At 71.7% G+C, this 26193-nt stretch carries 22 protein-coding genes and 1 pseudogene; 10 read left to right on the forward strand and 13 right to left on the reverse strand.

The features are described from left to right. Positions 1–23: 23 nt before the first annotated feature. On the reverse strand, positions 24–899 hold the full coding sequence (locus OG559_RS22105; protein ID WP_405106536.1) for a CPBP family intramembrane glutamic endopeptidase: 876 nt from the start codon (positions 897–899) through the stop codon (positions 24–26). 331 nt (positions 900–1230) lie between these two features. On the opposite strand from OG559_RS22105, the gene OG559_RS22110 reads away from it, so the two are divergent. Beyond that, complete coding sequence (locus OG559_RS22110) at positions 1231–2514, forward strand: glycosyltransferase (protein ID WP_405106538.1); 1284 nt, start codon at positions 1231–1233, stop codon at positions 2512–2514. 120 nt (positions 2515–2634) lie between these two features. Here OG559_RS22110 and OG559_RS22115 read toward each other — a convergent pair whose 3' ends face one another. From OG559_RS22115 to OG559_RS22130, 4 genes are all read right to left on the reverse strand, one after another. Beyond that, entirely contained in the window at positions 2635–3444 is an 810-nt protein-coding gene (locus tag OG559_RS22115; RefSeq protein WP_387026209.1) for a metal-dependent hydrolase, read from the reverse strand. A 116-nt stretch (positions 3445–3560) separates the two neighbouring features. Continuing rightward, positions 3561–5234: a serine/threonine-protein kinase gene (locus OG559_RS22120; RefSeq protein WP_405106540.1), complete on the reverse strand. Its 1674-nt coding sequence runs from the start codon at positions 5232–5234 to the stop codon at positions 3561–3563. 81 nt (positions 5235–5315) lie between these two features. After that, a complete protein-coding gene (locus tag OG559_RS22125) occupies positions 5316–6647 on the reverse strand; it encodes a glycosyltransferase family 4 protein (protein WP_405106542.1) in 1332 nt (443 codons plus the stop codon). Positions 6648–6787: 140 nt separating this feature from the next. Continuing rightward, positions 6788–8731, reverse strand: coding sequence for an amylo-alpha-1,6-glucosidase (locus tag OG559_RS22130; protein ID WP_405106544.1), 1944 nt, complete (start codon positions 8729–8731; stop codon positions 6788–6790). Positions 8732–8773: 42 nt separating this feature from the next. On the opposite strand from OG559_RS22130, the gene OG559_RS22135 reads away from it, so the two are divergent. Both OG559_RS22135 and OG559_RS22140 read left to right on the forward strand, forming a co-directional pair. Further along, positions 8774–11512 (forward strand): MGH1-like glycoside hydrolase domain-containing protein, encoded by a 2739-nt coding sequence (locus OG559_RS22135; RefSeq protein ID WP_405106546.1) that lies wholly within the window; start codon positions 8774–8776, stop codon positions 11510–11512. 191 nt (positions 11513–11703) lie between these two features. Then, positions 11704–12402: an HAD family hydrolase gene (locus OG559_RS22140; RefSeq protein ID WP_405116869.1), complete on the forward strand. Its 699-nt coding sequence runs from the start codon at positions 11704–11706 to the stop codon at positions 12400–12402. Between the two features lie 436 nt (positions 12403–12838). Here OG559_RS22140 and OG559_RS22145 read toward each other — a convergent pair whose 3' ends face one another. The 5 genes from OG559_RS22145 to OG559_RS22165 form a co-directional block, all read right to left on the reverse strand. Next, positions 12839–13114, reverse strand: coding sequence for a hypothetical protein (locus OG559_RS22145; protein ID WP_387025537.1), 276 nt, complete (start codon positions 13112–13114; stop codon positions 12839–12841). A gap of 315 nt (positions 13115–13429) precedes the next feature. Further along, a complete protein-coding gene (locus OG559_RS22150; protein WP_405106549.1) occupies positions 13430–14131 on the reverse strand; it encodes a VOC family protein in 702 nt (233 codons plus the stop codon). 45 nt (positions 14132–14176) lie between these two features. Continuing rightward, positions 14177–14755 (reverse strand): DsbA family protein, encoded by a 579-nt coding sequence (locus OG559_RS22155; RefSeq protein WP_405106551.1) that lies wholly within the window; start codon positions 14753–14755, stop codon positions 14177–14179. 121 nt (positions 14756–14876) lie between these two features. Further along, complete coding sequence (locus tag OG559_RS22160) at positions 14877–15242, reverse strand: VOC family protein (protein WP_405106553.1); 366 nt, start codon at positions 15240–15242, stop codon at positions 14877–14879. Beyond that, on the reverse strand, positions 15239–15820 hold the full coding sequence (locus OG559_RS22165; RefSeq protein ID WP_405116872.1) for a TetR/AcrR family transcriptional regulator: 582 nt from the start codon (positions 15818–15820) through the stop codon (positions 15239–15241). Before OG559_RS22165 ends, OG559_RS22160 begins: the two co-directional genes overlap by 4 nt. 368 nt (positions 15821–16188) lie before the next feature. Between OG559_RS22165 and OG559_RS22170 the strand changes: the two genes are divergently transcribed. The 4 genes and pseudogenes from OG559_RS22170 to OG559_RS22185 all read left to right on the forward strand — a co-directional run. Continuing rightward, positions 16189–17709 carry an N-acetylmuramoyl-L-alanine amidase gene (locus tag OG559_RS22170; RefSeq protein WP_405106555.1) on the forward strand — a complete coding sequence of 507 codons (1521 nt, stop codon included), beginning with the start codon at positions 16189–16191 and terminating at the stop codon, positions 17707–17709. Between the two features lie 338 nt (positions 17710–18047). Then, positions 18048–18467, forward strand: a complete 420-nt coding sequence (locus OG559_RS22175) for an SgcJ/EcaC family oxidoreductase (protein ID WP_405106557.1) — start codon at positions 18048–18050, stop codon at positions 18465–18467. A gap of 747 nt (positions 18468–19214) precedes the next feature. Continuing rightward, the gene (locus tag OG559_RS22180) at positions 19215–19901 is read left to right on the forward strand and encodes a HEAT repeat domain-containing protein (protein ID WP_405116875.1); all 687 of its coding nucleotides are present in this window, start codon (positions 19215–19217) and stop codon (positions 19899–19901) included. Next, positions 19895–20559 (forward strand): annotated as a pseudogene (locus tag OG559_RS22185) (MerR family transcriptional regulator); the annotation flags it as partial. The gene OG559_RS22180 and the pseudogene OG559_RS22185, both read left to right, overlap by 7 nt. A gap of 1103 nt (positions 20560–21662) precedes the next feature. Here the strand turns inward: OG559_RS22185 and OG559_RS22190 are convergent. Beyond that, positions 21663–22433 (reverse strand): maleylpyruvate isomerase N-terminal domain-containing protein, encoded by a 771-nt coding sequence (locus tag OG559_RS22190; protein ID WP_405116878.1) that lies wholly within the window; start codon positions 22431–22433, stop codon positions 21663–21665. On the opposite strand from OG559_RS22190, the gene OG559_RS22195 reads away from it, so the two are divergent. Further along, entirely contained in the window at positions 22317–22667 is a 351-nt protein-coding gene (locus tag OG559_RS22195) for a hypothetical protein (protein ID WP_405117105.1), read from the forward strand. The genes OG559_RS22190 and OG559_RS22195 overlap by 117 nt on opposite strands. A gap of 86 nt (positions 22668–22753) precedes the next feature. On the opposite strand, the gene OG559_RS22200 is transcribed toward OG559_RS22195, so the two are convergent. Next, positions 22754–23302 carry a DUF1062 domain-containing protein gene (locus tag OG559_RS22200; protein WP_405106559.1) on the reverse strand — a complete coding sequence of 183 codons (549 nt, stop codon included), beginning with the start codon at positions 23300–23302 and terminating at the stop codon, positions 22754–22756. A gap of 451 nt (positions 23303–23753) precedes the next feature. Next, entirely contained in the window at positions 23754–24911 is a 1158-nt protein-coding gene (locus tag OG559_RS22205) for a winged helix DNA-binding domain-containing protein (RefSeq protein ID WP_405106561.1), read from the reverse strand. A 156-nt stretch (positions 24912–25067) separates the two neighbouring features. On the opposite strand from OG559_RS22205, the gene OG559_RS22210 reads away from it, so the two are divergent. Both OG559_RS22210 and OG559_RS22215 read left to right on the forward strand, forming a co-directional pair. Beyond that, entirely contained in the window at positions 25068–25826 is a 759-nt protein-coding gene (locus OG559_RS22210) for a HipA family kinase (protein WP_405106563.1), read from the forward strand. After that, positions 25823–26191, forward strand: a complete 369-nt coding sequence (locus tag OG559_RS22215; RefSeq protein ID WP_405106564.1) for a DUF3037 domain-containing protein — start codon at positions 25823–25825, stop codon at positions 26189–26191. Before OG559_RS22210 ends, OG559_RS22215 begins: the two co-directional genes overlap by 4 nt. The last annotated feature ends 2 nt before the right edge of the window (positions 26192–26193 follow it).

A 26193-nucleotide genomic window follows, 5' to 3' on the forward strand; every position in this document is an offset into this window, starting at 1 on the left:
TCCGGCCATCTGCACCGGCTCCGCTACCTCTTGGCGAGTTCTGGCTGCGCTCCGCTCTCCGCCGTCACTGTGCCGCTGACGGGTCTCGGGGCGGTGAGTCGCCTGCCGAGAAGCACCCAGGCGCACACGACCGTCATCGGCGCCGCCACCAGGAGCATTACGGCGATTTCGTCGAGGCTGCCGCCCTCGGTCAGCAGTGCGCCCGTGAGAAGAGACAGGACCATGTTGTTGCCAGCGTGCGCCAAGCTCGGCGGCCAGACACTGTCGCTGCGCGACCTGAGCCAGGCAAGGATGACCTCCTGCAACAAAAAGCCCACCGTCCACACCAGCAGGCCAAGGAAGATGTTGGTGAACTCGATGTAGCCGAAGAAGGCGAGTGGATAGTGCCAAACTGCCCAGATGAGCCCCGTCGCGGTAACCGACAGAAGTGGGCGGTCCACGAAGAGGCGAAGCCTCAAGTAGCTGGTCCAGCCGAACTCCTCACCCCAGTAGAGGGGCGTGAGCAGCGGAACGGCGGCCATCAGCAGGAGAATGAACGCCCACCCCGGAAGGCCAGGAACGGCGTCGTCCAGGCTCGATGCGTCCGGACTCCACAACCCGAGCGACGCCGCCAGCCCGACGGTCGCCCCGACCATCGCCAGTGGAGCGAGCCAAGCGATCAAATAGGAGGACCATCCGCTTCGTAAACGCAGCGCAAGCCCTGCGTCGTGGAACCCCTCCCTTGTCACCCAACGGCGTACAACTATGGCGGCGACAGCCGGGGCGAAGCCAAAGGGAAGCTGAACAAGCGGGTTGACCAGGGAGATTCCCAGGCCCAATCGCGCGCCGAGCAACCAGACCCAGGACGCCCCGAAGGAAATGGCCAGGAACGCCAGCACGCCTTTGGTTTTCCTCGTCACGACTGCACCTATCTCCCGCCCGTCGAATGCAAGATCCAGGAGATCATCTGCTTCGCGTGGCGGTCACTGGCATCAGTAGGCGGAACGCGGGTATGGCTAGGCCTACCCGGTTCCTGCGGACAGGCGGCCGGGTCCAGACAAGGCGTACGGGTCGCGGCGGCCACGCAGTGACGGCCCCAGGGCAGCGGTCGGTGCCACCTCCACGTGGACCGCTCGGCGGAGTCTTTCCGGTTCTGGTAGCGAGGAGAAGATGAACAACCCTCACGGATGATGGACCCCGGCGCTCGGCGACAGTTACGTTGTTACGCCCCGACCACACGGAGTCGCCGCAATGTCCTCTGGCGCCGCAACGCCGATGATCTCCGTCATCATCCCCACCTACAACCGCTCGCGTCTGTTGCGCGGCACGCTGACGGCCCTGGCCGACCAGCGGATACCGACGGACGCGTTCGAGGTCATCGTCGCCGACGACGGTTCGACCGACGACACCCGCCAGACGGTGGAGGACTTCACCGGCCGGCTCCGCCTGCGCTACCACTTCCAGGAGGACCTGGGCTTCCGGGCCGCCGCCGCCCGCAACGCAGGCGCCCGCCTCGCCCGTGGCGAGATCCTGGCCTTCGTGGACAGCGGCATCCTGCCCGGCCCCGACTTCGTCGCCGGGCACCTGGCCGCGCACCGGGAGCCCGGCCCGGCGCGGGCGGTGATCGGCTACACCTACGGCTTCCGTCCCGACTACCCGACCCCCGGTCTGGAGGGGATCCTCCAGACACACACCCCCGAGGAGGTCGTACGCGACTACGGCAGCGACCCGGAATTCCAGGACTCCCGGCACTCCCTCTTCGCGACCGCCCGTTTCTTCCTCGCCCGCACGGCGCTGCCCTGGCAACTGTTCTGGACGTGCAACTGTTCCGTCCCGGCCGAGGAGTTCTGGGCCGTGGGCGGCTTCGACGAGATCTTCCGCTCCTGGGGCGCCGAGGACACGGAGCTGGGCTTCCGCCTGTACCGGCACGGCGTCTCGTTCGAGGTCAGCCGCGATGGCTGGGCGGTGGACACGCCGCACCCGCGCCGGTCGGACCCGGACCTCAGCGACAACCGCAGCAACATGCTCACGTTCCTGCACAAGCATCCCGAGCCATTGATAGAACTGCTGTGGGCCTGGTACTCCAAGCACCTGCCCCAGCTCGAGGACACCCGCGACTGGCACGTCAGGCTGGAACTGCCCGCCATCCGCCGGGGGACCAACCGGGTTCGCGGCCTGGACGTGACGGCGGAGCTGGCCCACCTGCGTGACACCCTGCCGCCGGGCACCCGGGTCGCCGTGTTCGGCTGCGGCGACACCCTGCCGGCCGGGTTCCCGCCCGCCGACCTGTTCGACTACGACGAGACGCTGCTCGAACGGCTGCCCGCCGACCCGGCGCACCCGACCCACCACGCCATCGGCATCCGCACCGTCCTGCCCGACGACGCCGTCGACGTCGTCCTGGTCACCTCCCGGCTCACCCCGGTGTGGCGACGCTGGCGCACCCACATCCTGGCCGAGGCCCACCGAATCGGCCGATCCGTGCGCGGGCCGCTGCTGGAGGCCGCCGAGCCCGCGTTGGGCGTCGGAGGTTGACGCCCAACGGTCGGGGACGGCGCCGACGGGAACCGGCCCGCGGCGCCGTCCCCGACCGGACCCGCAGGCGAGGTGGGCGGTCGGTCCGGCGGCGCCACTCGGGCGGCTGACCGGGCGCGGTCAGATCTCGATGTTGAACTTCCGCAGCACCGAGGGGGCGACCAGGCCCACGGCGGCCAGCACGGTGATTGCGGTCAGCACGCCGCGCAGCACGATGACCTCGGCCTTGCTGCCGGTGCGCAGGGCGATGCTGTTCGGCAGGCCGACCATCGTCCACATCCGGCGCTTGATCGGGATCGGCCAGAGGATCGGCACCCCGGCACGGGTGATCATGTCGCCGAGGATGTGCACGAAGCAGCCCACCCCGACGGCCAGCCCGATCAGCGGGTACCCCCGGTCGCCGGGCAGGTTGACGAAGGTGAACCAGGCGGCGGCGGCCGAGGACAGGGTCACGATGACCCAGCCCGCGCGCTCCGCCCACCGGTCGAACAGCCCGCGCAGGGCCAGCCCGAACATGAAGAACAGGATGCCGACCACGGCCCACTTGCCGTACGCGGCACACAGCGCGGTGGTGCCCCAGCCGACCAGCACGGTGAACGGGATGGTGTGGGTCAGCGTGCGGTGGCCGTTGTTGCGGCGCGGGTCCTTGCTCAGTTTGGTGGCGTAGTAGACGCCGAGCGAGATCTTCTCCATCACCTCGGCGACGAAGAGGCTGACCACCCCGAAGGTGCGGGCCACCGTGGCGCCGCCCTGGTTGCGGGTCACCTTGCCGGACAGGTCGAGGTCGGGGAAGAGCGCTCCGCCGGCGCAGACCGCGGTGCCGACCGCCAGTGCCAGCGGCGACTGGTGGTAGTCGGCGAACTGGTCGAGCGCCCAGGAGCCGGTCAGCCACACCGCCGCGCCCGACAGCGCGTGGGACGGTCCCATCATGACGCCTCGCCCTCCCCAGGGTTCTTGATCCACAAACTACGTCACTCTGGCAGAGCCGCCGCCCGGGGGCAACAACCCAAACGGTCCAGATAGGACGGTGTCGGCGCGCGCCGGCCTCAGCCCGGGGTGCCGGGCCGGAAGCTGACCCGCACCGTGTTCCGCTCGGTCACGCCGGTCGGCCAGTCCGCGTCGGGGGCGCTCCAGGCGAGCGACCACGCTTGGGCGTCACGCGGGATCAGCTGCACCGCGTGCAGCCGCCCCCCGTACGGGGCGTCCCAGGCGGCCTCCCACTCCGACCCCCGGCCGGCCACCGTCTCCAGCCGGAGCCTCGCGTACCCGCGCAGGGCGCCCGCGTCCAGCGCGCGCCGTTCGTTCACCCGTAGCTGGGCCAGTGGGGCGGCGTCGGGATCGCTGGCCGGGGCGACGGTCAGCACCCGCCGGGCCGTCGGATCCTGGAGGCAGACCGCGTCCCCCACCCGGTAGTGCCGCCAGCCCGGCGGCACGGCGAGCCGGAACCCGGCCGGGTCGGCGTACCAGCGCCAACCCGCCGGCAGCCGGAGCCGCTCGCCCCGGGCGGGGGAGACGGTGGGAACGGGTTCGCCGGCGGGGTAGGGCCGCAGACAGGGGAAGGGTGGAGGCGGCACGCGCCTGCCGGGCGGCCCCGCTCCGGGTGGCCCCGCTCCGGGCTCGGCTCCCGTCTGGTCCGGTACGGCTCCCGTCCGCCCGGCCTCGGTCCCCGGCGGCGCGCCCCGGTCGTGCTCGCGTTGGCCGAGCGCGATCGCGGTGGAGATCGCGGCGAGCGCGGCGAACGCCCCGGCCGCCACTGCCAACGGCCAGCGCCGGCCGTTCGGGCCGGATCCGGCCGGGCGGCCGTGGCCGGCCGGGGCGGACGGCCACGGGGCGGCACCCGGGTCGAGGTCGTCCGGCGGCTGCACCGTGGCCGGCGCGGCGAGGGCCAGCGGGCGCGGCTCCCCACCCCCGGTGGTGGCCGAGGCCAACCGCCGCTGCGTCTCGTCGTGGTCGGTGCGGTCGCGCGGGTCGCGGCGCAGCAGGCCGGCCAGGACCGGGCCCAGCGGGCCGGCGTGCGGCGCCGGGTCGGGCGGCCGGGTGGCCAGGGCGCTCAGCGTCGCCATCGCGGTGCTGCGGGCGTACGGGGACCGGCCCTCGACGGATGCGTGCAGGGTCGCCCCGAGCGACCACAGGTCCGCCGCCACGCTGGAGCACCCCTCGGCGGCCCGCTCGGGGGCGACGAACTGCGGCGAGCCGAGCACCAGCCCCGGCCGGGTCATCGCCGGGTCCCCGTCGTCGAACACGGCCAGCCCGAAGTCGGTGAGCATCACCCGCCCGTCGTGGGCGATCAGCACGTTGGCCGGCTTCACGTCGCGGTGCAGCACCCCGGCGTGGTGCGCGGCGCGCAGCGCGGCCAGCAGCGCCAGCCCGATCGACGCGGCCTGCCGGGGCGACACCGGCCCGGAGGTTTCCAGCACGTTCTGCAACGACCGGGACGGGACGTACTCCATGATCAACCACGGGTCGTCGCCCACCGGCACCACGTCGTACACCCGGACCACGTTGGGGTGGTTGAGCCGGGCCGCCGTCCGGCCCTCCCGCAGGGTGCGCAGGCGCAGCTCGTCGCGCTCCTCGTCGGACAACCAGGCCGGCGGGACGACCTGCTTGACCGCGACGTCGCGGTGCAACACGTCGTCCCTCGCCCGCCACACCCGGCCCATCCCGCCGCGACCCACGAGGTCGAGCAGGCGGTACCGGCCGGCGATCACTACCTGCTGCACCGTTCTCCTCACCGCTGGTCGACGTACACCATAGCCAGCGGATCGGTGTGGACCTATCGGACGACAGGCCGGGGAAAGCTGTCAGCAGGCCGTATGGCCAGTCGTCAACAGGTTCCCCTCCGGAATGGCGATCCGGGTGCGCCCGGTGGCCAGCCGGCTCGCCGCCCGCCGGTCCTGGAACGTGCCGTGCTCGCGGCGGGCCGCGGCGTAGCTGCTCGCGGTGTGCGCGGCGACGGTCGCCCAGCCGTACCGCTCGCTGACCATCGTGCGGGCCCGGCGGGCCACCCGGCGGGCGAAGACCTCGTCGCCGAGGAGCCGGTCGACCGCGCCGGCGAGCGCGTCCGGGTCGCTGTGCGGGAAGGTGACCCCGGTGACGCCGGGCTCGACGATCTCGGCGAGGCCGCCGGTCGCGGCGACCGCCAGCGGCGCGCCGGCCGCTGCGGCCTCCAGGGCGACCATGCCGAACGGCTCGTAGAGGCTCGGCACCACGGTGGCGTCGGTGGCGGCCAGCATGGCCGGGAGTTGGGTGGAGTTCATGAAGCCGGCGAAGCGCACCGTGTCGCCAAGGCGCAGCCGGTGCGCCTGGTCCACCAGTTCCTCCCGGTACGGGCCGTCGCCGGCGATCACCACCCGCAGCCCGGGGTGCCGCTCGCGCAGGTACGGCACCGCGTGCATCAGGTGTTGCACGCCCTTCTCGTAGACCAGCCGGCCGGCGTACCCGACCAGGGGGCCGCTCCCGGCGAACCGGGCCCGGGCCGAGGCCACCGCCCGGGGGCGGGCGTGCCAGGCCCGATCGTCCACCCCGTTGGGCACCACGTCGACCCGGCCCGCCGGCACGTCGAACAGCCGGGTCACCTGCTCGCGCATGTATCCGGAGCAGGCGATCACCCGGTTGGATTCGCCGCTGATCCAGTGTTCGACGCCGTGGATGGTGCGGTTCATCTCTTCGGGGAGCCAGCCTTGGTGTCGGCCGGCTTCGGTGGCGTGGATGGTGGTGACGAGTGGGATGTCGAGGTGGTCCCGGAGGGTGATGGCGGTGTGTGCGACGAGCCAGTCGTGGGCGTGGACGATGTCGTAGGTGCTGCTCTCGGTGGCGCGTAGGGCGGCGCGGGTGAGGGTGTGGTTGAAGGCCATGGTCCAGGCGAGGAGGCTGCTGGTGGCGAGGGGGAAGGTGACGGGGTCTTCGGCGGCGCGGAGGATGCGTACGCCGTCGGCGTATTCCTCGTGGGGTGCGCCGTCGGTGTGGCGGGTGATGACGGTGACTTCGTGGCCGGCGGTGGCGAGGGCGACGGAGAGGGCGTGGACGTGGCGGCCGAGGCCGCCGACGAGCACCGGCGGGTACTCCCAGGACAGCATCAGCACCCGCTGGCGCCGGGCGGGGTGGATGTCGATCACTTCGGCGTCAGGTGACATGCGGCCCCCTCGGAGTTGGCTCCGGCGCGCGCCGGGCCGCACCCGCAGACCGGATGCCGCCGACGCGCCCTGGATCGGGGCCCATCCTGTCCCCGGCCGGATAACCGGCGGAGACGTCACCGTTGCCGGGATGTAAAGCCTTACCGGCGGACCCGCCGGGCGCGCAGCACCTCGGCCACCGACCACGCCTGGAACGGGCAGCCGGTCGCGCCGTGCGGGGCCGCCCCGTCGGCGGTCTCGCTGACCGAACCCAGCCCGTACTCGCTCAGGTGCGCGTCGACGCCCGCGAACAACCCGTCGACGTCCATATTCGCCCGCCGGGCGGCGTCCACGTACGGCCCGAGCAGCCACGGCCACACCGTGCCCTGGTGGTAGCCGCCGTCCCGCTCGGCCGGGCCGCCCCGGTGCCGGGCGACGTAGCCGGGGCAGCCGGGGGAGAGGCTGCGCGGCCCGAGCGGGGTGAGCAGCCCGGCGGCCACCCGGCGCAGGGTCGGCTCGTCCGGCTCCAACGGCGCGTACGGCAGCGACCAGGCCAGCAGCTGGTTCGGCCGCAGCAGGTCGTCGTCGTGGAACGGCGCCCCACCCAGCGGGTACGCGGGCGCGGGCGCGTCCACCACGTCGTGCAGCCAGCCGACCGGCGAGGGGAACCGGGCGGCGAACGACGCGGTGGCCCGGGCGTGCAGCCGCCACAGTTCGGCGGCGTCGGAGCCGGCCAGCTCGGTCAGCTCGGCCAACCCCGCGAGGCCGTTGACCCACAGCGCGTTGACCTCCACCGGCTTGCCGGTGCGCGGGGTGACCGGCACCCCGTGCACCCTGGCGTCCATCCAGGTCAGCGCCGTGCCCGGGGTGCCGCCCTGGGTGATCAGCCCGTCGGCCGGGTCGACGGCGATGCCGTACCGGGTGCCGGCCAGGTGTGCGTCGACGATCCCGCGCAGCGCGGGCAGCAGCTCGTCGCCGAGGTCGGTGTCCCCGCTGACGGTGACGTGCCGGCTCACCGCGTGCAGGAACCACAGCGTCGCGTCGACCGTGTTGTACTCCACCTGCCCGGTGTCGGCGGTGTTGGCGAGCATCCCCTCCGACAGCGTCGCCGCGTACGCCCGCAGCAGCTCCCGCCCCTCGTCGGCCCGGTTGGTGCTCAGGAAGAGCCCCTCGTAGGAGGTCATCGTGTCCCGCGACCAGGCGCCGAACCACGGGTAGCCGGCGACCACGTCGGGGCCGGCGGCGGTGTGCACCACGAACGCGTCGGCGGCCAGCGCGAGGGTGGCCTCGACCGCGTCGGCCGGCGCGGCCCGCGCCACCACCCGCCGGTTGCGCCGCCGGGCCGCCGCGACGATCTCCTCCGCCGGGGGCGGATCGGCGGCCAGGTCGCCGGCCCAGGCCAGCACCGACACCGTGTCGCCGGGGCGCTCCAGGGCGCCGGAGAACCGCCCGGCGTGCCACACGTCCTCGTCGGGGTGCAGGCCCCGCGCCTCCTCCTCGCGGTGGTGCACGCCGACCCACCACTGGCCCTCCGGGGCCCAGCCCGGCCCGGCGAGGCGGAACGCGCCCTCCACCACCGCGCCGCCGTCCACCGGCTCGACCCGGGGCGCCGGGCCGTCCGCGCGCCGCTCGCCGTGCGCGTCCCGCCAGGTGCAGGCCGCCGACAGCTCCAGCCGGACCGGCCCGCCGGCGACGAGCCGGTGCACCACGGCAACGCACGAGCGCCCGTACGCCATGGCCAGCTCGCGTTCGATGACCACGTCGCCGATGCGCCACCGCCAGCGTGGCAGGCCGTCGGTCAGGTCGAAGCCCTCCAGCAGCTCGAAGCCGCGCGGGTCGATGTCGCCGGAGGACCACTCGTGCGCGCCGAGGCGCAGCCGGGCCCCGGAGGGGAGGACGACCGCCGGGTCCAGGCTGACCAGTCCCATCCGGCGGGACGCCGGTGTCTGGCCGGGGACCACCAGCAGCCCGTGGTAGCGGCGGGTGCGCAGCCCGCTCACGGTGCCCATCGCGTACCCGCCCAGGCCGTCCGGGACCAGCCACTCCCTGGTGGCCCCGCCGGTCAGCTCCCCGCACACCTGGGGGCCGAAACGAATGTCGATCAACTTTCCTCCAGCAGCGCCGAGGTGTAACACGCCACGACGAGAATGGCCGCTGTGGTGAAGTACCCCGGCGGCGTCGAAGATAGGCACGTGATCACCGACGTGCCCCATGGACCCGCGTCCGCACCCGACGCCGAACGGCTCCGGCTCGCCCAGGCCGACTCGGGGGAGCAGGACTGGCGCGCATGGGGGCCCTATCTGTCCGAGCGGGCGTGGGGGACGGTACGGGAGGACTACAGCGAGCACGGTACGGCGTGGGACTACTTCCCCCACGACCACGCGCGGTCCAGAGCCTACCGGTGGAACGAGGACGGCATGGCGGGCGTCTGCGACGACCGGCAGACGTTCTGCTTCGCCCTCGCCCTGTGGAACGGCCGGGACCCGATCCTCAAGGAACGGATGTTCGGCCTGGGCGGGGACGGCGGCAACCACGGCGAGGACGCCAAGGACTACTGGTGGTACCTGGATTCGACGCCGACCCACTCCTGGATGCGTTGGCGCTACCACTATCCCCAGGCCGCCTTCCCGTACGACGAACTGGTCGCCGTCAACGCCCTGCGCGGTCGCGACGACACCGAGTACGAGCTGGTCGACACCGGGGTCTTCGACGACGACCGGTACTGGGCGGTGACCGTCGACTACGCCAAGGCGTCCCCGAGCGACATGTGCGTCGTGGTGACCGTGGCCAACCGGGGGGACACCGACGAGCGGCTGCACGTGCTGCCGTCGCTGTGGTTCCGCAACACCTGGGCGTGGGGACTGCCCGGCGGCGACCGGGTGCCCCGGATCGTCGGCTCGGGCTCCGGCACCGGCTCGGGCTCGGGCGGCGGGGCCCGACTGGTCGGCGAGCACTGGGTGCTCGGCCAGATCCTGCTGGAGGGCGACGGCGATCCCGTCCCGCTGCTGTGCGACAACGACACCAACGCCGAGCGGCTCTGGGGGCTGCCCGGCCGCTCGCCGTACCCGAAGGACGGGATCAACGACCACGTGGTCGACGGCGCGGCGACGGTCAACCCGGACCGGGTGGGGACCAAGGGGGCGCTGCACTACGTGCTCGACGTGCCCGCCGGCGGGCGACGGCAGATTCGGCTGCGGCTGACCCGCACCGTCCCGCCGCCCGGTGGGACGCCACCGCCCCGGGCCGACCTGGGCGACGGCTTCGACGCGGTGGTGTGGGCCCGGCGGGCCGAGGCGAACCGGTTCTACGACAGCGTCGTGCCGGACGCCGCCACGGCCGACGAGGCGCTGGTCGCCCGGCAGGCCATCGCCGGGCTGATGTGGGGCAAGCAGTTCTACCACTTCGACGTGCAGCGGTGGCTGGCCGGCGACCCCGGCTCCGCGCCCCCGCCGGCCGGCCGCCGGCACGGGCGCAACAGCCACTGGTGGCACATGACCAGCTTCGACGTGATCTCCATGCCGGACCCCTGGGAGTACCCCTGGTACGCGGCCTGGGACCTGGCCTTCCACTGCGTGAGCATCGCCCGGGTCGACCCGGGCTTCGCCAAGTCGCAGCTCCTGCTCCTGCTGCGGGAGTGGTACCTGCACCCCAACGGGCAGATCCCCGCGTACGAGTGGGCGTTCGGCGACGTCAACCCGCCGGTGCACGCCTGGGCAGCACTGAAGGTGTTCGAGATCGACGGCTCCCGCGACCACGAGTTCCTCGCCCGGGTGATGCACAAGCTGCTGCTCAACTTCACCTGGTGGGTCAACCGCAAGGACACCGGCGGCAACAACGTCTTCGAGGGCGGCTTCCTCGGGCTGGACAACGTCGGCCCGTTCGACCGTTCGGCGGCGCTGCCGGTGGCCGGGACGCTGGAGCAGTCCGACGGCACCGGCTGGATGGGCATGTACGCGCTCAACCTGCTCGACATCGCCATCGTCCTGACCGAACACGACCCCACCTGGGCCGACACCGCCACCAAGTTCTTCGAACACTTCGCCTACATCGCCGCCGCCGCGTACGAGCAGGGGCTGTGGGACGACGAGGACGCGTTCTTCTACGACGTGCTGCGGCTGGCCGACGGCAGCCAGGTGCCGCTGAAGGTCCGCTCGGTGGTCGGGCTGCTGCCGCTGGCGGCGACCACCCGGCTCACCGCGCGGACCCTGCGCCGGCTGCCCGAACTGGGCGCCCGGCTGCGCTGGTTCCTCACCAACCGCCCCGAGTACGCCGACGTGATCGGCGCCCGCCGGATCGGCCCGGACGGCAGCCAGCAGCGGCTGCTGTCCATGGTCGGCCCGGAGCAGGTGGTCCGGCTGCTGGCCCGGATGCTGGACACCGACGAGTTCCTCTCCGAGTACGGCCTGCGCACGCTCAGCCGCGCCCACCTGGACAAGCCGTTCACCGTCACCCTCGGCGGGCAGGAGTTCAGCGTCGGCTACGAGCCGGCCGAGTCGACCAGCGGCCTGTTCGGCGGCAACTCCAACTGGCGCGGCCCGATCTGGATGCCGACCAACTTCCTGCTGATCAGCGCGCTGCGCGACTACGCCGCGTTCTTCGGCGACGACCTCCAGGTGGAGTACCCGACCCGGTCGGGGGTGAAGCACACCCTCGACGAGATCGCCGACGACCTCTCCGCCCGGCTGATTTCGCTGTTCACCCGGGACGACTGGGGCCGCCGACCGATCTACGGGGCCGCCCAGCTCTTCCAGACCCACCCGGACTGGCGGGACCTCATCTGCTTCCCCGAGTACTTCCACGGCGACAACGGCGCGGGCCTGGGCGCGTGGCACCAGACCGGCTGGACGGCCCTGGTCGCCGACCTGATCCTCACCCTGCGCCGCTGACCCGCCGACCGGCTCCGGCCAGTCCGACCGGCCGGGGCGCCGGGTCAGCCGATCGTGGCCAGCAGTCCTCTCGTCGCGGGCCCGTCCCCTGGCGGTACCCGTTCTGCCCGGCGTAAACCGGCATGCCCCGTTCCCGCGCCGGCAGTACGGTGTCCCGGGTTATGCGGGAGGGAAGAACAATGGGACACGCCATGGGGCGGCGCCGGGGCGCGCAGGTGATGGTCTTCGACGCCGACGACACGCTGTGGGAGAACAACGTGCTGTTCGAGCGGGTGATCGACGACTTCCTCGACTGGCTGGACCACCCCACGCTCGACCGGGTCGAGATCCGGAAGGTGCTCGACGACGTGGAGCGTGCCAACGCCGTCGCCCACGGGTACGGCAGCAAGGTCTTCCTGCGGAGCCTGGGCGAGTGCCTGGAGCGGCTGCGCGAGCGTCCCGCCACCGACGCCGAGCGTCGGGAGATCGACCAACTGGCCGAGGCGCTCGTCGCGCACCGGGTCGAGCTGATGCCCGGGGTCGCCGAAACGCTCGACGCGCTGGCCGGGCGGCACCGGCTGCTGCTGCTCACCAAGGGCGACCGCGAGGAGCAGCAGCGCAAGCTGGACGCGTCCGGGCTGCTGCACCACTTCCACGCCGCGCACATCGTGCGGGAGAAGGACGCCGAGACCTACCGGTGGCTGGTCGGGGAGCACGGCTTCGACCCGGCCGCCGCCTGGATGATCGGCAACTCCCCGAGGTCGGACATCCTGCCGGCGCGGGCGGCCGGGATGCGGGCCGTGTTCATCCCGAACGAGAACACCTGGGTACTGGAGCACGACGACCTCGACCCGACGGACGCCGGGGTGCTCCGGCTGGCCGCCTTCCCGGAGCTGCTCCGGCACTTCTGAGCCCTCGTCCGGCTTCCGCGAACCACCCGGACGGACCCGCTCCCGGTGGGTAAAGCGCCCGGACCGCTGACCGTGTTACGGGGACATGCCGGTATTCGGCATTGACATCAATCATCCCCGTCTGGCGGTGGGAAATCTTGTTCGACCTGTGGTGACGGACCTAGCCTTGGCCGGCGCTCGCGGCTCGTCGGGGTGAGTCGGGAGCGTGCCGAAGTCCGGTGGTGGAGCACCGCGGAGCTGAGGTGCGGGCGGGCTGGCTCGCCGCGTTGAGCCCGGCGTGGGCGGCGTGCCCGCCCGCCCGCGCGCTCGTCGCGGCGGATTCCGCTGCCATGCCGGACGACGGCTGGTGGGTCAGGGCCGGGGAGTTGCGGACCCGGTCCTGACCCGAGCCGACCCGGCGGGCCGACGCCGCCGGTCGCGGGCCGGCGACCGTGGTTCAGGAGATCTCGCCCCGGACGATCGCCACCGCCACCCGGCAGAACTCGTCCATGTCCGGCCGGAAGCCGGCGGCGATGTCCGGGTGCAGCCCGGACCGGGTCTCGTCCAGCAGCCGCTGGCAGACCTGCTCGACCGGCTCGCCCGCGTAGCTGACCCGGATCCGTTCGGTGGCCGCCTGCAGGGCCGAGGTCAGCTGATCCTCCAGCGGACCCCGCAACTTCTGCTGCACGGGGTCGAGCCCGCTCGGGTCGAGCGTGACATGTGGCTCCGACATCGGCGCTCCCTTCCTCGGCGTCCGCGGTACCCCACCTCGGGCGTCGGTCAAACCACGGCCGGCACGGCGGCCCTCTGTACCTGGTAGGAGATCCTCGTCGTCAACGATCCTGCCCAACCAATGGACCGGCAGCGGGGGGATCGCTCGATTACCCACCGATCGGGCAGGCCGGGGCCCGGCCGGAGGCGTATGGCCTGAGACGGCGACGCGCTGGCGGCCGAGGTGGGAGAGCGCTGGGGAAACGCTGCTCCAGCCGGCGGACGCTGGGTGGCATCGCCGGGCCGGGTCGGAACGCTTCTGCCGCCTGGCGGGCGCTCAGGGCTTGGGGCGCGGCGCGAAGGCGCAGAACTCGTTGCCCTCCGGGTCGGCCAGCACCCACCAGCCGATGTCCGCGTCGGGCTCGCGCAGCAGCGTCGCGCCGGCGGCGATCAGCCGGGTGGCGTCGGGGCCGGTCAGGTCGACGTCCCAGTGCAGCCGGTTCTTCACCCGCTTGCGCTCCGGCACCGGGACGAAGACCCAGTGGTCCCAGGGGAAGCCCGCCGCGCCGACGACGGAGACGGCGTCCTCCGCGGGGGTCTCCACCCGGCCGCCGACGATCCCCGCCCACCAGGTTGCCTGGGCGGCCGGGTCGGCGCTGTCCACCACCAGCTCGAACGGGCCCGGCCGGGAGCCCTGCCGGGGGGCGAAGGCGCAGAACTCGTTGCCCTCCGGGTCGGCCAGCACCCACCAGCTCACCTCCGCGTCCGGCTTGCGGACCAGCCGGGCCCCGGCCGCCAGCAGCTCCGTCGGCTCCGGCCCGGCCAGCCACAGGTCGAGATGCACCCGGGTCTTGGCGGCGCGCGGCTCGGGCACCCGGTTGACCCAGATCGACTCGGCGCCGGGGCCGCCCCGGGGGTCGATCCGGGCGTCTCCGTCGCCGGTGTCGACCACCTCGCCGTCGAGCACGCCGGCCCAGAAGCCGGCCAGCCCGAAAAGGTCGTTGGCGTCCATGCAGAGGGCCTTGAAGCGCGCGATCATCCGTTCATTATGCTGGCCGGGTCCCGACGCCGCGTCCCGTAACGGTCAGCGGCGGCCCCGCTTGATCTCGTGGAAGGCCGGCAGCCGCAGCAGCGGCAGCAGCGAGTCCCACACGGTCAGCGCGTCGTCGGTGCCGGGGACCTCGGTCAGGATCGGGCCGTGGATGCCGCGCTCCGCGCCGGGCACCGTCAGCACCGGCGAGCCGATGTCCGGGCCTGCCGAGGAGTACGCCAGGGCGTGCGACTCGCGTACCGCCTCGTCCCAGCGGTCGTCGTCGAGGGCCGGCGCGGCGGCGGTGAGGCCGGCCGCCTCCACGGCCGCGTCGACCAGCTTGTCCGACAGCGGGTTGCCGGCGTCGTGGGTGCGCGCGCCCAACTCGGCGTAGAAGCGGCCGGCGTCGTCGCCGCGGCCCTCGGCGCGCAGCGCCTCCACCAGCCGCAGCGCCCGGCCGGAGGCGGCCATCGCCTCGGCGAACTGCGGCGCCACCTTCCCCTCGTTGAGGATGGCCAGGCTGAACGACCGCCACTCGACGGTCAGCTTGCGGGCGTCGGCCACGACCACCAGCCAGCGCGAGGTGCGCCAGGTCCACGGGCAGGCGGGGTCGAAGAAGAAGGTGGCGTCCATCGGCCGAGCGTACGGCGGGACGGGCCGGACCGCAGCGGGCCACGGTCGCCCGACGCTGGGACGAGTGGCCTGCTCGCTCGGCCGCTTCCAGACCACCGCCGGCGTCACCGGTAGTGGAGGGTCACGCAGGTGACATGAGTTCGTAGAGGTTGCCGGCGTCGTCGCTGAAGTAGAGGCCGCGGGCGCTCAGCGCGTGATCGGTGCGGCCGTTGTCGGGCTCGTCGGGTTCGCTGCCATAGGGCACGCCGCCGGCGTGCAGCCGGGCGAGGATCTGGTCGAACGTTGCCGGGTCGACGTCGAACGCCATGTGCAGGCCGACCGGCTGGTCGACGGTCATGAAGTCGAGGGTGAGCTGCTCGTTGACCCGTACCGGCGCGAAGTGGCGGACCCTGCCGGAGTAGGGCAGCCCCATGATGCCGGCGAAGAACACGGCGGCTTGCTCGTTGTCGACGGCGGGCACGATGGTGTGGTTCAGCGTGATACTCATGCGCTTCCTCCGGCGATGACAGCGGGGTCGGCCGCGGAGCCCACCACGCCGTGCAGGAACACGTCGACCAGCGTCTCGATCGGGGTCCCGGCGCCCCCGGGCGCTCCCCGCCGGCCGAACAGCATGCCGAGGAAGATGACGGCGAGTTGTTCGACCGGCAGTCGCAGCGCGGCCCGATCGGGTTCCAGCAGCCGGACCACGGCCTGATGGGTGCGTCCGGTCGCGGTCGCCCGGTCGCCGGTCGCGCTGCGATCACGCGGCTCGCCGCGCTGGCCTCGACGGCCGGCCGCGTGCACCGCGTCGATCACCGCACCCACCCGCTCCAGATAGGCCTGCAGGGTCGCCGCGACCTCGGCCAGCCGGGCGGCCAACGGCTGATCCAGCGGTACGGCGTCGAGCTCGGCCAGGACGTGATCATTGCGCAGAGCCGCCGTCACGCAGGCGTCCAACAACTCGTCCTTGTCTGCGAAGGCGCGAAAGACTGTCGCCTCGCCGATCCCGGCCGCCTTCGCGATCTGCAAGGTGCTGACCGCGGCACCATGCTCGACCAACAGCGGCAGCGCCGCCGCCACGATCATCTCGCGTCGGCGCTCCGGACTCATTCCCGGCGCTCGGCGCCGGGCCGGTGTCTCCGTCACACCCTCATGCTAGGGAGTGAGGACTCACTCCGGCAAGGCCGCGCCACCCTGGTCCGGCCCCGGGTGGTCGCCACCGGGCTGACCGGCGAGCCGATCCTGCCCGGCTGACGGCGTGCCCCGGGCGGCACGCCGCTGTTGTCCCGACGTCCGCGAGGTGAAGGAATTCTTCATCATCATCAAGCCCGATGCAAGGTCTCGACATAGACAGATGTCGCGCTATATGGTGCGGCGACCCGGGCGACATGATTGCAGTCGCCCTTTGTAGTCGACGAGGAGTGACGGTGACTGTTCGGAGACCCTCGCGTCGGGTGAGCCAACTGCTCGGCGGCGCAGCGATTTTGATGATCGGCCTGACCAGCCAGCCGGCCCAGGCCGCGCCGCAGCAGGGCGCGGAGACGCTCGCCGCCGCCTTCGACCAGGCGGCGGCCCGCTCCGACGTGCCGCGCGACCTGCTCGCCGCGCTCGGGTACGCGGAGACCCGGCTGGACGGTCACAACGGCGAGCCCAGCGCCTCCGGCGGGTACGGCGTGATGCACCTGACCAGCAACCCGAAGGTGCGGACCCTCGACGAGGCCGCGCGCCGTGCCCGACTGGACCGCACCGAACTGCGCACCCGTGACGCGGCGAACGTCGCCGGCGCGGCGGCGGTGCTCCGCTCGTACGCCGATCAGGCCGGGCTCACCGCGAAGCAGCGCGACGACGTCAACCAGTGGTACGGCTTGATCGCCCGCTACGGCGGTTCGTCGGACAAGGCCACCGCCCGGCTGTACGCCGACGCCGTGTACGATCTGCTCGGCAGCGGCTTCAGGGCGATCACGGCCACCGGCGAGGTCACCGTGGACGGCCGTCCGGTCGCGCCCCAGCGGGGCGACTACGCCGCGGTGGCGCCGCTGGGCGCCGCCGACATGGGCACCCAGAGCACCGACTACGGCCCGGCGGCCTGGGTGGCGGCGAACTCGTCCAACTACACGGCCTCCAGCCGCGAGTCGTCGTACCCGATCAACTACATCATCATCCACACCATGCAGGGCAGCTACGCCGGCTCGATCAGCTGGTTCCAGAACGCAGCGGCCGGCACCAGTGCGCACTACCTGCTCCGTTCCTCGGACGGCGCGGTGACCCAGATGGTGCGGGACAAGGACGTCGCCTGGCACGCCGGCAACTGGACCTACAACACCCAGTCGATCGGTATCGAGCACGAGGGCTACGTCGACAACGCCTCCTGGTACACCGACGCGATGTACCGGTCGTCGGCCGCGCTGACGCGGCACCTGGCCGACAAGTACGGCATCCCGAAGACCCGCAGCAACATCATCGGTCACAACCAGGTGCCGGGCGCCACGCACACCGACCCGGGTCCGAACTGGAACTGGACCTACTACATGCAACTCGTCACCGGCACCACGACGCCGCCGCCGACCTGGTCGACCATCGTGGACAACACCACCGCCGGCCGGTTCACCGCGAGCGCCAACTGGAGCACCTCGTCGTACTCGTCGCAGCGCTACGGGGCCGACTACCGCTACGCCAACCCTGTCGCGGCCAGCGACGCCGCCTGGTACAAGGTGAACATCCCGGCCACCGCCACCTACCGGGTGGAGGTCTGGTACCCGGCCGTCGCCGGTTACAACGCCACCACGCCGTACATCGTGGCGACCAGCAGCGGCAACCAGACGGTCAACGTGAACCAGTCGGCCAACGGTGGTGGTTGGCGCTCGCTGGGCAACTTCACCCTGGCCGCCGGGGACGCCAACAAGGTGGGCATCAGCCGTTGGTCCGGTAGCACCGGCTACGTGATCGCCGACGCGATCCGCATCACCCGCGTCTAACGCGGCAGCGCGGCAGCCCGGACGGGGCCCCAGCGCGGCAACGATGTGCGCAAGGAAAGGTCCCCTGCTATCGGATTTTGATAGCAGGGGACCTTTCCTGACTACCGCAACGGCAACTGCCCAGGGGTAACCCCCGAGTGTGGACGTCTTCTCGTAATGATCGTTCCGTCTTGGTCTGACCGGCGCCTGTTCGATCAGATGCGATTACGCGCTCGTTGGTGTCCCGTCCGGGTGAAAGTGGCCCAGTCCGGGCTATCTGGTCCAGCGGGTGGTCCAGTCCAGGTGAGGGTCGCCCGAGGAGTTGATCTCAACCTAAGTTGAGGTTCTAGGTTGTCCCCATGGACACCACGAACTCCACTCCCCCCACCAACGACGACGAGAAGAGGATCCGCGAACTCGTCGCGCGGACCCAGGAGGCGCAGATCGACCCGGACGTACTGCCCGCCCTGCACACCTCCGACCTGGTGCTCATCAACCTCGCCGGGCGGCGCCTCTTCGGGCGCGAGTCCTTCGCTTCGGCCATGGCCGAAGCGCTCTCCTCCCCGCTCAAGGACATCCGGACCGTGCTGGAAGTCAACGACATCCGGTTCGCCACCCCCGACGTCGCCATCGTGAGCCTGACAAAGACGATCCACGACGAACGGCCCGAGGCGGAGGACTCATCCGAGCTGCCCTTGGCCGGCATCATGACCTACGTCATGACCCGCAGGGGCGACGACTGGCGCATTGCCCTGGCGCAGACGACACCGATCCGCTGAACGCCCACTGACAAACACCCGGCGAACTCTGCAAGCAGCCTGTCACTCCGCAGTTCATCGGCTCCACCTCTGCAAGATTCAATGAGACAGGTCACTCAGCGCCGGAACGCTGCGGCGCTGAGTGACCTTGAGGATCACAGAAAGCGCCAAGTAGGTCCGGACAACATCGGGCCGGACCGTCCGAGCTACCTGGCACCACCGCAGGTCGCGGGCGACCGGGCGTGCCAGGTTCATCCGGACCGGACAGTTGGCGCGCGCCCAGATCGACGCCTCGCTGATGCGGCCGGCCCCAGGGGATGCGCGTGCTGCCGACACCATCGGCCCCAGCCTGGTCGGCCTTTACCGGGTCGGCCTGCCTTACGTTGGTCCCTATGGAGCTGCCCCGTTTGTGCGGTCTGTGGAGTGGGAGCGTGGACGGGGCAGCTCCATAGGGGCCGGAGGGTGGGTCCCCGACCGGGTGGGGGTATTCGTCGGCCCGCTCTACCCGACTGCCCGCTGTGCGGGGCGGCATGGGGCGGCGTAGCGGCGGCCTTCCCAGGGCATGTGCGGCAGAGGGATATGGCTGAGGACCGGTGAGACCGAGGCCCTGGCCAGGATTTCGGGTCATCCGCAAGGAGCGGAACGGGATTCCCGGAGGATGGATGAGCTTCGGGCGGGATCGGACACTCCGCGAACTTGCCGGGGCCCTGCCCGGGCATCCTGCACTTGACGTTGACACCGTGACAAGGTCTTCACTGGGTGCAGGAGGTGGTCCCCGTCAACTCGACACACAGGAATTCACCGGACACACGTCTGCCCGACGCGTTGGGCGCCGGAGACTCGTCGGCGCGGCTCCAGGCGGCTCTGGCCGTTGGCACGCACGCTGACCCCGGCCTCCTCGATGCGCTCGTGGCACGGTGCGCGATCGAGCCGGACTTCTTCGTGCGCGACACGCTCACCTGGGCGTTGACCCGCTTCCCGTCGGAGATCACGGTGCCCAGACTCCGCGCGGAACTCCGTTCCGAGCGCGCTCAGGCCCGAAGCCAGGCGTTGCATACGCTGTCCAAGATCGGGGACGGGAGCGCGTGGCCCGCGATCACGCGGTCGTTGCTGCGTGACGCCGACGACGAGGTCGCGCGAAGCGCATGGCGTGCTGCCGTCGTCCTCGTGCCCGCCGGGGAACAAAAGGGGCTGGCCGCGGAGCTGGCCGCACAACTCGGTCGCGGCGACGGGAATGTGCAACTGAGTCTCAGCCGAGCGCTCGTCGCACTCGGAGACGTGATCGAGCCGGCCCTGCAGACGGGACTGGCGAGCGCCGACCCGACAGTGCGTGCGCATGCTCACGCCACGGAGCGGCTCCTGCGCGACCCGGCTGCCGGTTTCGGCCCAGCCGTCGGCGAGGCGAAACGGATCGTCGCCCTCGGCCCGGAACGGGTCGAGGGAACAGCGTGCTGATCGGCGAGGTGGCACGCCGCTCGGGGGTGAGCACCCGGATGCTCAGGCACTACGACTCCCTCGGGCTGGTGCGACCAACGGGCCGCACCGTGGGTGGCTACCGCGAGTACTCCGCCGAGGACATTCGCCGGATCTTCCACATGGAAAGTCTGCGGTCCCTGGGACTGTCGCTGCGACAGATCGGACGTGCCCTGGAGGATCCCGCCTTCGCGCCGTCCGCACTGGTCGGCGACCTCATCCGACGGACCGAAGACCGACTGAAGCGGGAGCAGGAGCTACTCGAACGACTCCGTACGGTCGATGCCTCCGCCCTCCGGCTGGCAGGGCGTCCTGCGCATCGTCGAGCTCCTGCACGGGCTCAACTCGCCCAGCGCCGCCCGCCGACAGCAGACCGTCCTGGCCCCGGCCGAGGACGTGCCGGTTTCCCACCGAGCTGATGGCTGGGGCGGTCCTCGCCGAGTCCGATCCGACCGTCGCCGGTGCCCTGCGGTGGGCCCTCGCGCGGGCGGGCGGTGACGCTGTGGCGAGCGTGGCGTTCGGCGTGTACTCGGAGAACGTCGACATCCGGCGGCGCGCGGTCCTGGCGATCGCCGAGATGTCCGGTGACGAGGCGACCGCGGTGCTCGCGGACGCACTCGGGGACTCGGACACGACAGTGTCGCCCTCACCGCCTCGGCCCTCGTGTTCGTCAGGCCGTCCACGGCGGACCTGAGCGAGTGCTCGAAGAGTGGTCCAACGGCTGAACCCGAGGCGCGGACCGGAACTCTCACCTCATGAACTCGCGGATCTCAGAGCCGGGCGGCTCTCCCGGCCCGGGGTGGCTGGCGGAGACGCGCCCCTGCTGGCAGGAGCAGCGCAGGCAGAGCCGTTTCAGAAGATCGTCGAGTTCTCGAACCGATACCCCGGCCCCTCACACCGCGCGTCACGCCTACGAGCGTCATTTCCGACGCCCACCCGGGCCACGGCTGACCCCATGCAAGATCTTGGAAGAATCTGGCCCCCCCAGGGGCCACTTCCCTCCAAGATCTTCAGCCATCCCAATTAGTGGAACGCAAGTACCGTTGTGTGGACGGCTGCGGGCACGTTGGGCGGGGGCGGGGGCGGGGGCGGGGGCGGGGGCGGGGGCGGGGGCGGGGGACAGTGCGGCAGGACAGGATTCGGTGGGGTGATGGTCGGCGGTGGCGCGGCTAAGTAGCCGAGTTGCGCGGTGATCGCCGCGCCGGCGGCATCCACGTACGGGGCTCCGATCTGCGCGGCACCGGACACTCCGCGACTTTGCCGGGCCCTGCTCTCGATGCACTGCGGCTTCCTGTCGTTGACTTGGGCGACGAGCCGAGCGCCTCGGTCGAGCACGGCTGTCCGTTGCGCGCGGGTGGGTGCGCGGACGGCTTGGGCCTTGGTCTTGTTGTTCCGGCCCGCTCCTCCCGAGCGGATGGGTGCTTGCCGCACCGAGGCCCATGCTGGTCATGACGTCGCGAACCGGCACGCCGCTAGCTGAGCTGATGATCGAAAACCGGCAGCGGCCTCCCGTCTCAGCGGGTTCCGGGCCTGTTTCGTCGGGGGCGTCATCTTCCTCGCGTTGCTGGCGGTCCTCCAGCCGATCACCCGCTACGAGGACTGCCCCAACTACGGTGGAAACGGCTCAGGTGTTGCCGCGGCCGAGGTAGCGGGCGGCGACTGCGGCGGGCTGCTCGGCCACCCGGCCGGCCGACAGGTTCCCGGGAGAATCCGCGTTCACCGCTGTGTTGAGATATCACGTTGTTACACGGACGGGTCCCAGGCGATGAGCTGATCGAAGATGCGACGGTCGCCGTCCAGCTCCAGCTTCAGAGAATCCAGCGGTATGCGGCCGTAAAAGAACAGGACCAGGTCACTGGCCGTGCCCCGGGCGGAGGCATCGGCCGCGTCCGGGTCCGGGTCCTCGCTGGCAGCCGGCACGCCGAGGCGGGCGGCCCATGCGCCGTCGCGGGACAGCCGAAGGCGCCAAGAGCGGCCCTCGGTGGCGTAGTAATCGACGACGGCGGGTTCGTGCGGCCAGGCGACATCCGTCGAGCAGAGGGTGAACTGGCAGTCGTCGAAACCGTCGAGGGCGACCTCGACTGGTAGCGGCTCCGGGTCCCCCACGGTGAGCTGGACATCGTAGGTGTGCACCGCGATCTCGGGAACCTGACGCCGAGCCCATGCACCGGAGGTTTCCGGTGACTGCGAGTCACCCCACCACGTCCAACAACCGCGGTCCGGGCCGGCCTCACGCAGCGCGCTCGTCAGTCGCTCGACGGACTCGGTCCACCAGGCCAGGAGAGCCTCGCGTTCCCGAGGCGCACCCGTGCCGTCGTCCCAAGCGGACTTCTCCGGGGGAGCGTCGGCCGGCCCGGCGGCGACGATGGCGGCCGACCTGCGGCGGCCCATGCCCAGGTGCTGCACGAGATCGAACAGCGTCCATTCTGGGCAGCTCGGCACCGGCACGTCGAGGCTGGGCGCCGCAGCGACCGCGGCGCGGAAGGCGGTCGACCGTTCGTCAATCAGCCGCAGATGATCAGAGAACGTCAAAGTCTTTTGCACTCCGGCTTTCTACCAGTGTGCTCCGAAAATCGGACAGCGATTTTCGCAGCCGACGCGGCCGCGGCACTGGCGCGCCAGGGTTCCACCTGCCGTGACCTGCACCGTCACGATGAAAAAGGCTCACTGATGGTGCTCGACGCCGAGATGTACGAGTTGGTGTACGCCCCGGACACCTCGACAGTCGAGGCGTTGCGGGTGCTGTAAGTCGCCGCCTCTCGTGCCCGGCGCCTGTTGGCCGCAGGGCCTGTCCGGCGGATCATGCCGGACAGGCCCGTGGTCCCGAGGAGGGCTCAGCGCTTGAGCGTGAAGGTGAAGTCGCTGGAGAGCTTGCCGCTCAGCCGGACTGCCGAAACGAGTTTTCCCTCCGTGATCAGTCGCTCGACCTCGGCCCTCGAAAGACCGCAACCTTCAGCGATTAGTCGCACCGGCCGGACAGGGATCCGCGCAGCAAAGCGGACCGAGACGTCGATCACCTCACGGTCCAGGTGATCCGATCCTCCGGTGTCGAGGCGCCAGGCGTTGTTCCAGTCGAGGGCTATGCGATTACGGGACTGCACGACCGGATCCTGGAGCAGATCAGCTGTCAGGCCAGGGTCGTTGTCATGTAGCCGGTCCAGCAGCTCAGGGCGTATGGAGCGCACAGCCATCCGTTCCAGTACCGTGAACTTTGCGGTTTCCCCGCAAGCGGTACAGAGCGCGAGGAGCCAGACGTCGATAAGCTTGTGGTTTGCGTTGACGCGAAATTTACCGCTTGCCCGGAAGTGCTCGGACGCGCACACGTGGCAACGGCGGAGAACGAGCGGCAGGCAGGTGGGCACGACCACCCAGTATTTGAGCATAGAAGTACACCGGTTTCAGTGAGAAATCCGCAGCAAAAAGGAGCGCGGCGCATATGCGCGACGCGCGACAAATCAGCGTTCGGAAGGACTCACAGGGTGTACAACGGCACGTCCTTGACTAGACGACTTGGTTCGGCAGCACGGTAATGGCGCACAGCGGCGCTGCGCCACTGGTTATCGAGCGGCTCACCGCCAGGTTCCATCCGGCGGATCATGGACGAAGCCAAAGCCAGGTCGCGGCGACGGGCGGTCAGGGTGGCCAGCAGCCGGATCGGTGAACCCGAACCGGTGCTTCGCGCCGCCGCCGATCGCACGACGACGGGCCAGTGCGGCGAGGCGGTCGCGTAGTCAGGTGGCGATGAGGAAGGCTGCGGCCCGTTGGTCGAGTTGCATCGCGAATGCGGGCAGGCGGGGGCCGAAACCCGGCAATGACCACACCGAACGCGGTGGGTCAGGCGGTGGTCCATTCGACGGCCAGGGGCAGCCCGACGAACGCTGTGTACGCCTCCAGCGCCGCGTCGACGCGGGCCCGGGTGGCGGCGTCGAGGTCGACCAGCGGGCGCGCCGCCACCTTCACCTTCGTCTTGGTCAGCGTCCGCTTCCAGGTGCCGACCACCCGGCCGCCGCGCACCACCGTGGACTGGAAGACCCCGTTGGCGCCGGGGATGATCGCCTGCTTGTGCGCGGCGTCGAGCATCAGCGACCGGTCCTTGTAGCCCAGCAGGTATTCGTCGAAGCCGGGCAGGGTGTGCACGTCGTCGACCGGCTCCCGGGGCGCGTCGAGCAGGGCCGGGTCGACCACCGCCTCGACCCCGTCGACCGTCACGGTGGTCAGCGCCGCCCCGGCGGCGGCGATGCCCCGCTTGGCGTCGGCGGCGGTCAGGCCCGTCCAGCCGGCGAAGTCCTTCCGGGTGGTGGGGCCGTGGCTGCGGAAGTAGCGCAGGGCCAGGATGCCCAGCGCCTCGTCGCGGTCGGGGCGGTGCGGGTCGGGCACCCACTCGTCGAGCAGGGCGAAGGTCTGCTCGGTGCCGACGTGCGGGGCGATGCAGGTGACGCCGCGCTGGGCCGCGTACCAGATCAGGTGGTAGCCGCGCTGCCCGGTGGTGTCGATGCCGGCCGCGTTGAGCGTGCCCAGGCATTCCGAGCGGGTCAGCCGGACGCCGCCGGCCAGCGCCTCGCCGAGCACGTCGGCGGCCCGGTCGGCGTCTTCCAGGCTGAGGCCGAGGCTCGCCCGCCGGGGCCCGGCGGCGGCCAGGATGCGCACCCCGGTCACCTCCAGCATCCAACGGGCGTCCCGGGCCGGCACCAGGTGCACGGTGCCGCGCATCGGCCAGGTGCGCAGCGCCTCCCGACGCTCCAGCGCCTCCCGCACGTCGGCCTGCGTCCAGCCGGGCAGCCGCAGCCCGAGCGACCACAGGCCGCTCGCCATGTCCTGCGCCTGCATCGCGCCGAACCACTCGACCACGCCGGCCACGTCGGTCGGCCGGGCGGTGGGGTGGGGGCGCAGCAGCAGGCTGGTCGTCCGCAGCGCGAGGGCCTCGGCGCCGGTCAGTGCCGCCGACCCGACCGGTGTCGTCGCCGTCCTTGTCCTCGCGCCGCTCGTTGCCACGTGGTCAGCCGCCTTCCTCCGGGTCGGTGGTCAGCATAGGACCGGGCACCGACACCCGCCGGGCCCGCGCGCCCGGACGCGGGAGCGGGTGGTGCGCCGTGAGCTGGGGGCGTGCCCGTGCGGTCGCCCCCGTGCCGGCCCGGTTAGGGTGGGCTCGTGCTCCGTCAGGTCACCGGGATCCGGTATGTCACCCCCCTGCGCGAGGGCGGCTCGCTGCCCGGTGTGGTCGAGGCCGACGACCTCGGCACGTACGTGGCGAAGTTCCGGGGCGCGGGGCAGGGGCCGAAGGCGCTGGTCGCCGAGGTGATCTGCGGCGAGCTGGCCCGCCGGCTCGGGCTGGCGGTGCCCCGGCTGGTGGTCCTCGGCATCGACCCGGTGATCGGCCGGGCCGAGCCCGACCAGGAGGTGCAGGAGCTGCTGCGCGGCAGCGGCGGGCCGAACCTCGGGATGGACTTCCTGCCCGGCGCGCTCGGCTACGACCCGGTGGCGCACCCGGTCGACCCGGCGCTGGCGTCCCGGGTGCTGTGGTTCGACGCGTTCACCGAGAACGTCGACCGGAGCTGGCGCAACCCCAACCTGCTGATCTGGCACCGCGAGCTGTGGCTGATCGACCACGGAGCCTGCCTGTACTTCCACCACAACTGGCCGCGTGCCGAGGCTGCGGTGCACCGGGCGTATCGGGCCGACGATCACGTGCTCGCCCCGTACGCGAGTCGGCTGGCCGAGGCGGACGCGGACCTGACGCCCCGGGTCACCCCCGGGCTGCTGGCCGAGGTGCTGGCCCTGGTCCCCGACGCCTGGCTGGCCGGGCCGGACTTCGACTCCGCCGACGCGGCCCGCGCCGCGTACGTCGACCACCTCACCCGCCGGGTCGCGCGCACCGCCGACTGGCTGCCGCAGGGGAGCCCCGCGTGAGAGAACCCTTCGAGTACGCGGTGATCCGGCTGGTGCCCCGGATCGAGCGCGGCGAGCAGATCAACGTCGGGGTGATCCTGTACTGCCAGGGGCGGGACTTCCTCGCGGCGCGTACCCATCTGGACGCCGACCGCGTCCGGGCCCTCGCGCCGGACGTGGACCTGGCCGACGTCGCGGCGGCGCTGGGTTCCTGGGACCGGACGTGTGCCGGGGACGGGCCGTCGGGGCGGATGAAGCGCGGGGAGCGGTTCCGCTGGCTGGCCGCGCCGCGCAGCACGATGATCCAGACCAGCCCGGTGCACACCGGGCTGACCGCCGACCCGGCGACGGAGCTGGACCGGCTGCTGGACGCCCTGGTCCGCTGAGC

This window comes from Micromonospora sp. NBC_01405 (genome assembly GCF_045040155.1).
Lineage (GTDB): Bacteria > Actinomycetota > Actinomycetes > Mycobacteriales > Micromonosporaceae > Micromonospora.

Bases quoted from the DNA above. Each gene is read 5' to 3' on its own strand.
- OG559_RS22110 (WP_405106538.1), top strand. From the start codon at position 1,231: ATGTCCTCTGGCGCCGCAACGCCGATGATCTCCGTCATCATCCCCACC.
- OG559_RS22115 (WP_387026209.1), bottom strand. From the start codon at position 3,444: ATGATGGGACCGTCCCACGCGCTGTCGGGCGCGGCGGTGTGGCTGACC.
- OG559_RS22125 (WP_405106542.1), bottom strand. From the start codon at position 6,647: ATGTCACCTGACGCCGAAGTGATCGACATCCACCCCGCCCGGCGCCAG.
- OG559_RS22135 (WP_405106546.1), top strand. From the start codon at position 8,774: ATGGCCGCTGTGGTGAAGTACCCCGGCGGCGTCGAAGATAGGCACGTG.
- OG559_RS22140 (WP_405116869.1), top strand. From the start codon at position 11,704: ATGGGGCGGCGCCGGGGCGCGCAGGTGATGGTCTTCGACGCCGACGAC.
- OG559_RS22145 (WP_387025537.1), bottom strand. From the start codon at position 13,114: ATGTCGGAGCCACATGTCACGCTCGACCCGAGCGGGCTCGACCCCGTG.
- OG559_RS22150 (WP_405106549.1), bottom strand. From the start codon at position 14,131: ATGATCGCGCGCTTCAAGGCCCTCTGCATGGACGCCAACGACCTTTTC.
- OG559_RS22155 (WP_405106551.1), bottom strand. From the start codon at position 14,755: ATGGACGCCACCTTCTTCTTCGACCCCGCCTGCCCGTGGACCTGGCGC.
- OG559_RS22160 (WP_405106553.1), bottom strand. From the start codon at position 15,242: ATGAGTATCACGCTGAACCACACCATCGTGCCCGCCGTCGACAACGAG.
- OG559_RS22165 (WP_405116872.1), bottom strand. From the start codon at position 15,820: ATGATCGTGGCGGCGGCGCTGCCGCTGTTGGTCGAGCATGGTGCCGCG.
- OG559_RS22175 (WP_405106557.1), top strand. From the start codon at position 18,048: ATGGACACCACGAACTCCACTCCCCCCACCAACGACGACGAGAAGAGG.
- OG559_RS22200 (WP_405106559.1), bottom strand. From the start codon at position 23,302: ATGCTCAAATACTGGGTGGTCGTGCCCACCTGCCTGCCGCTCGTTCTC.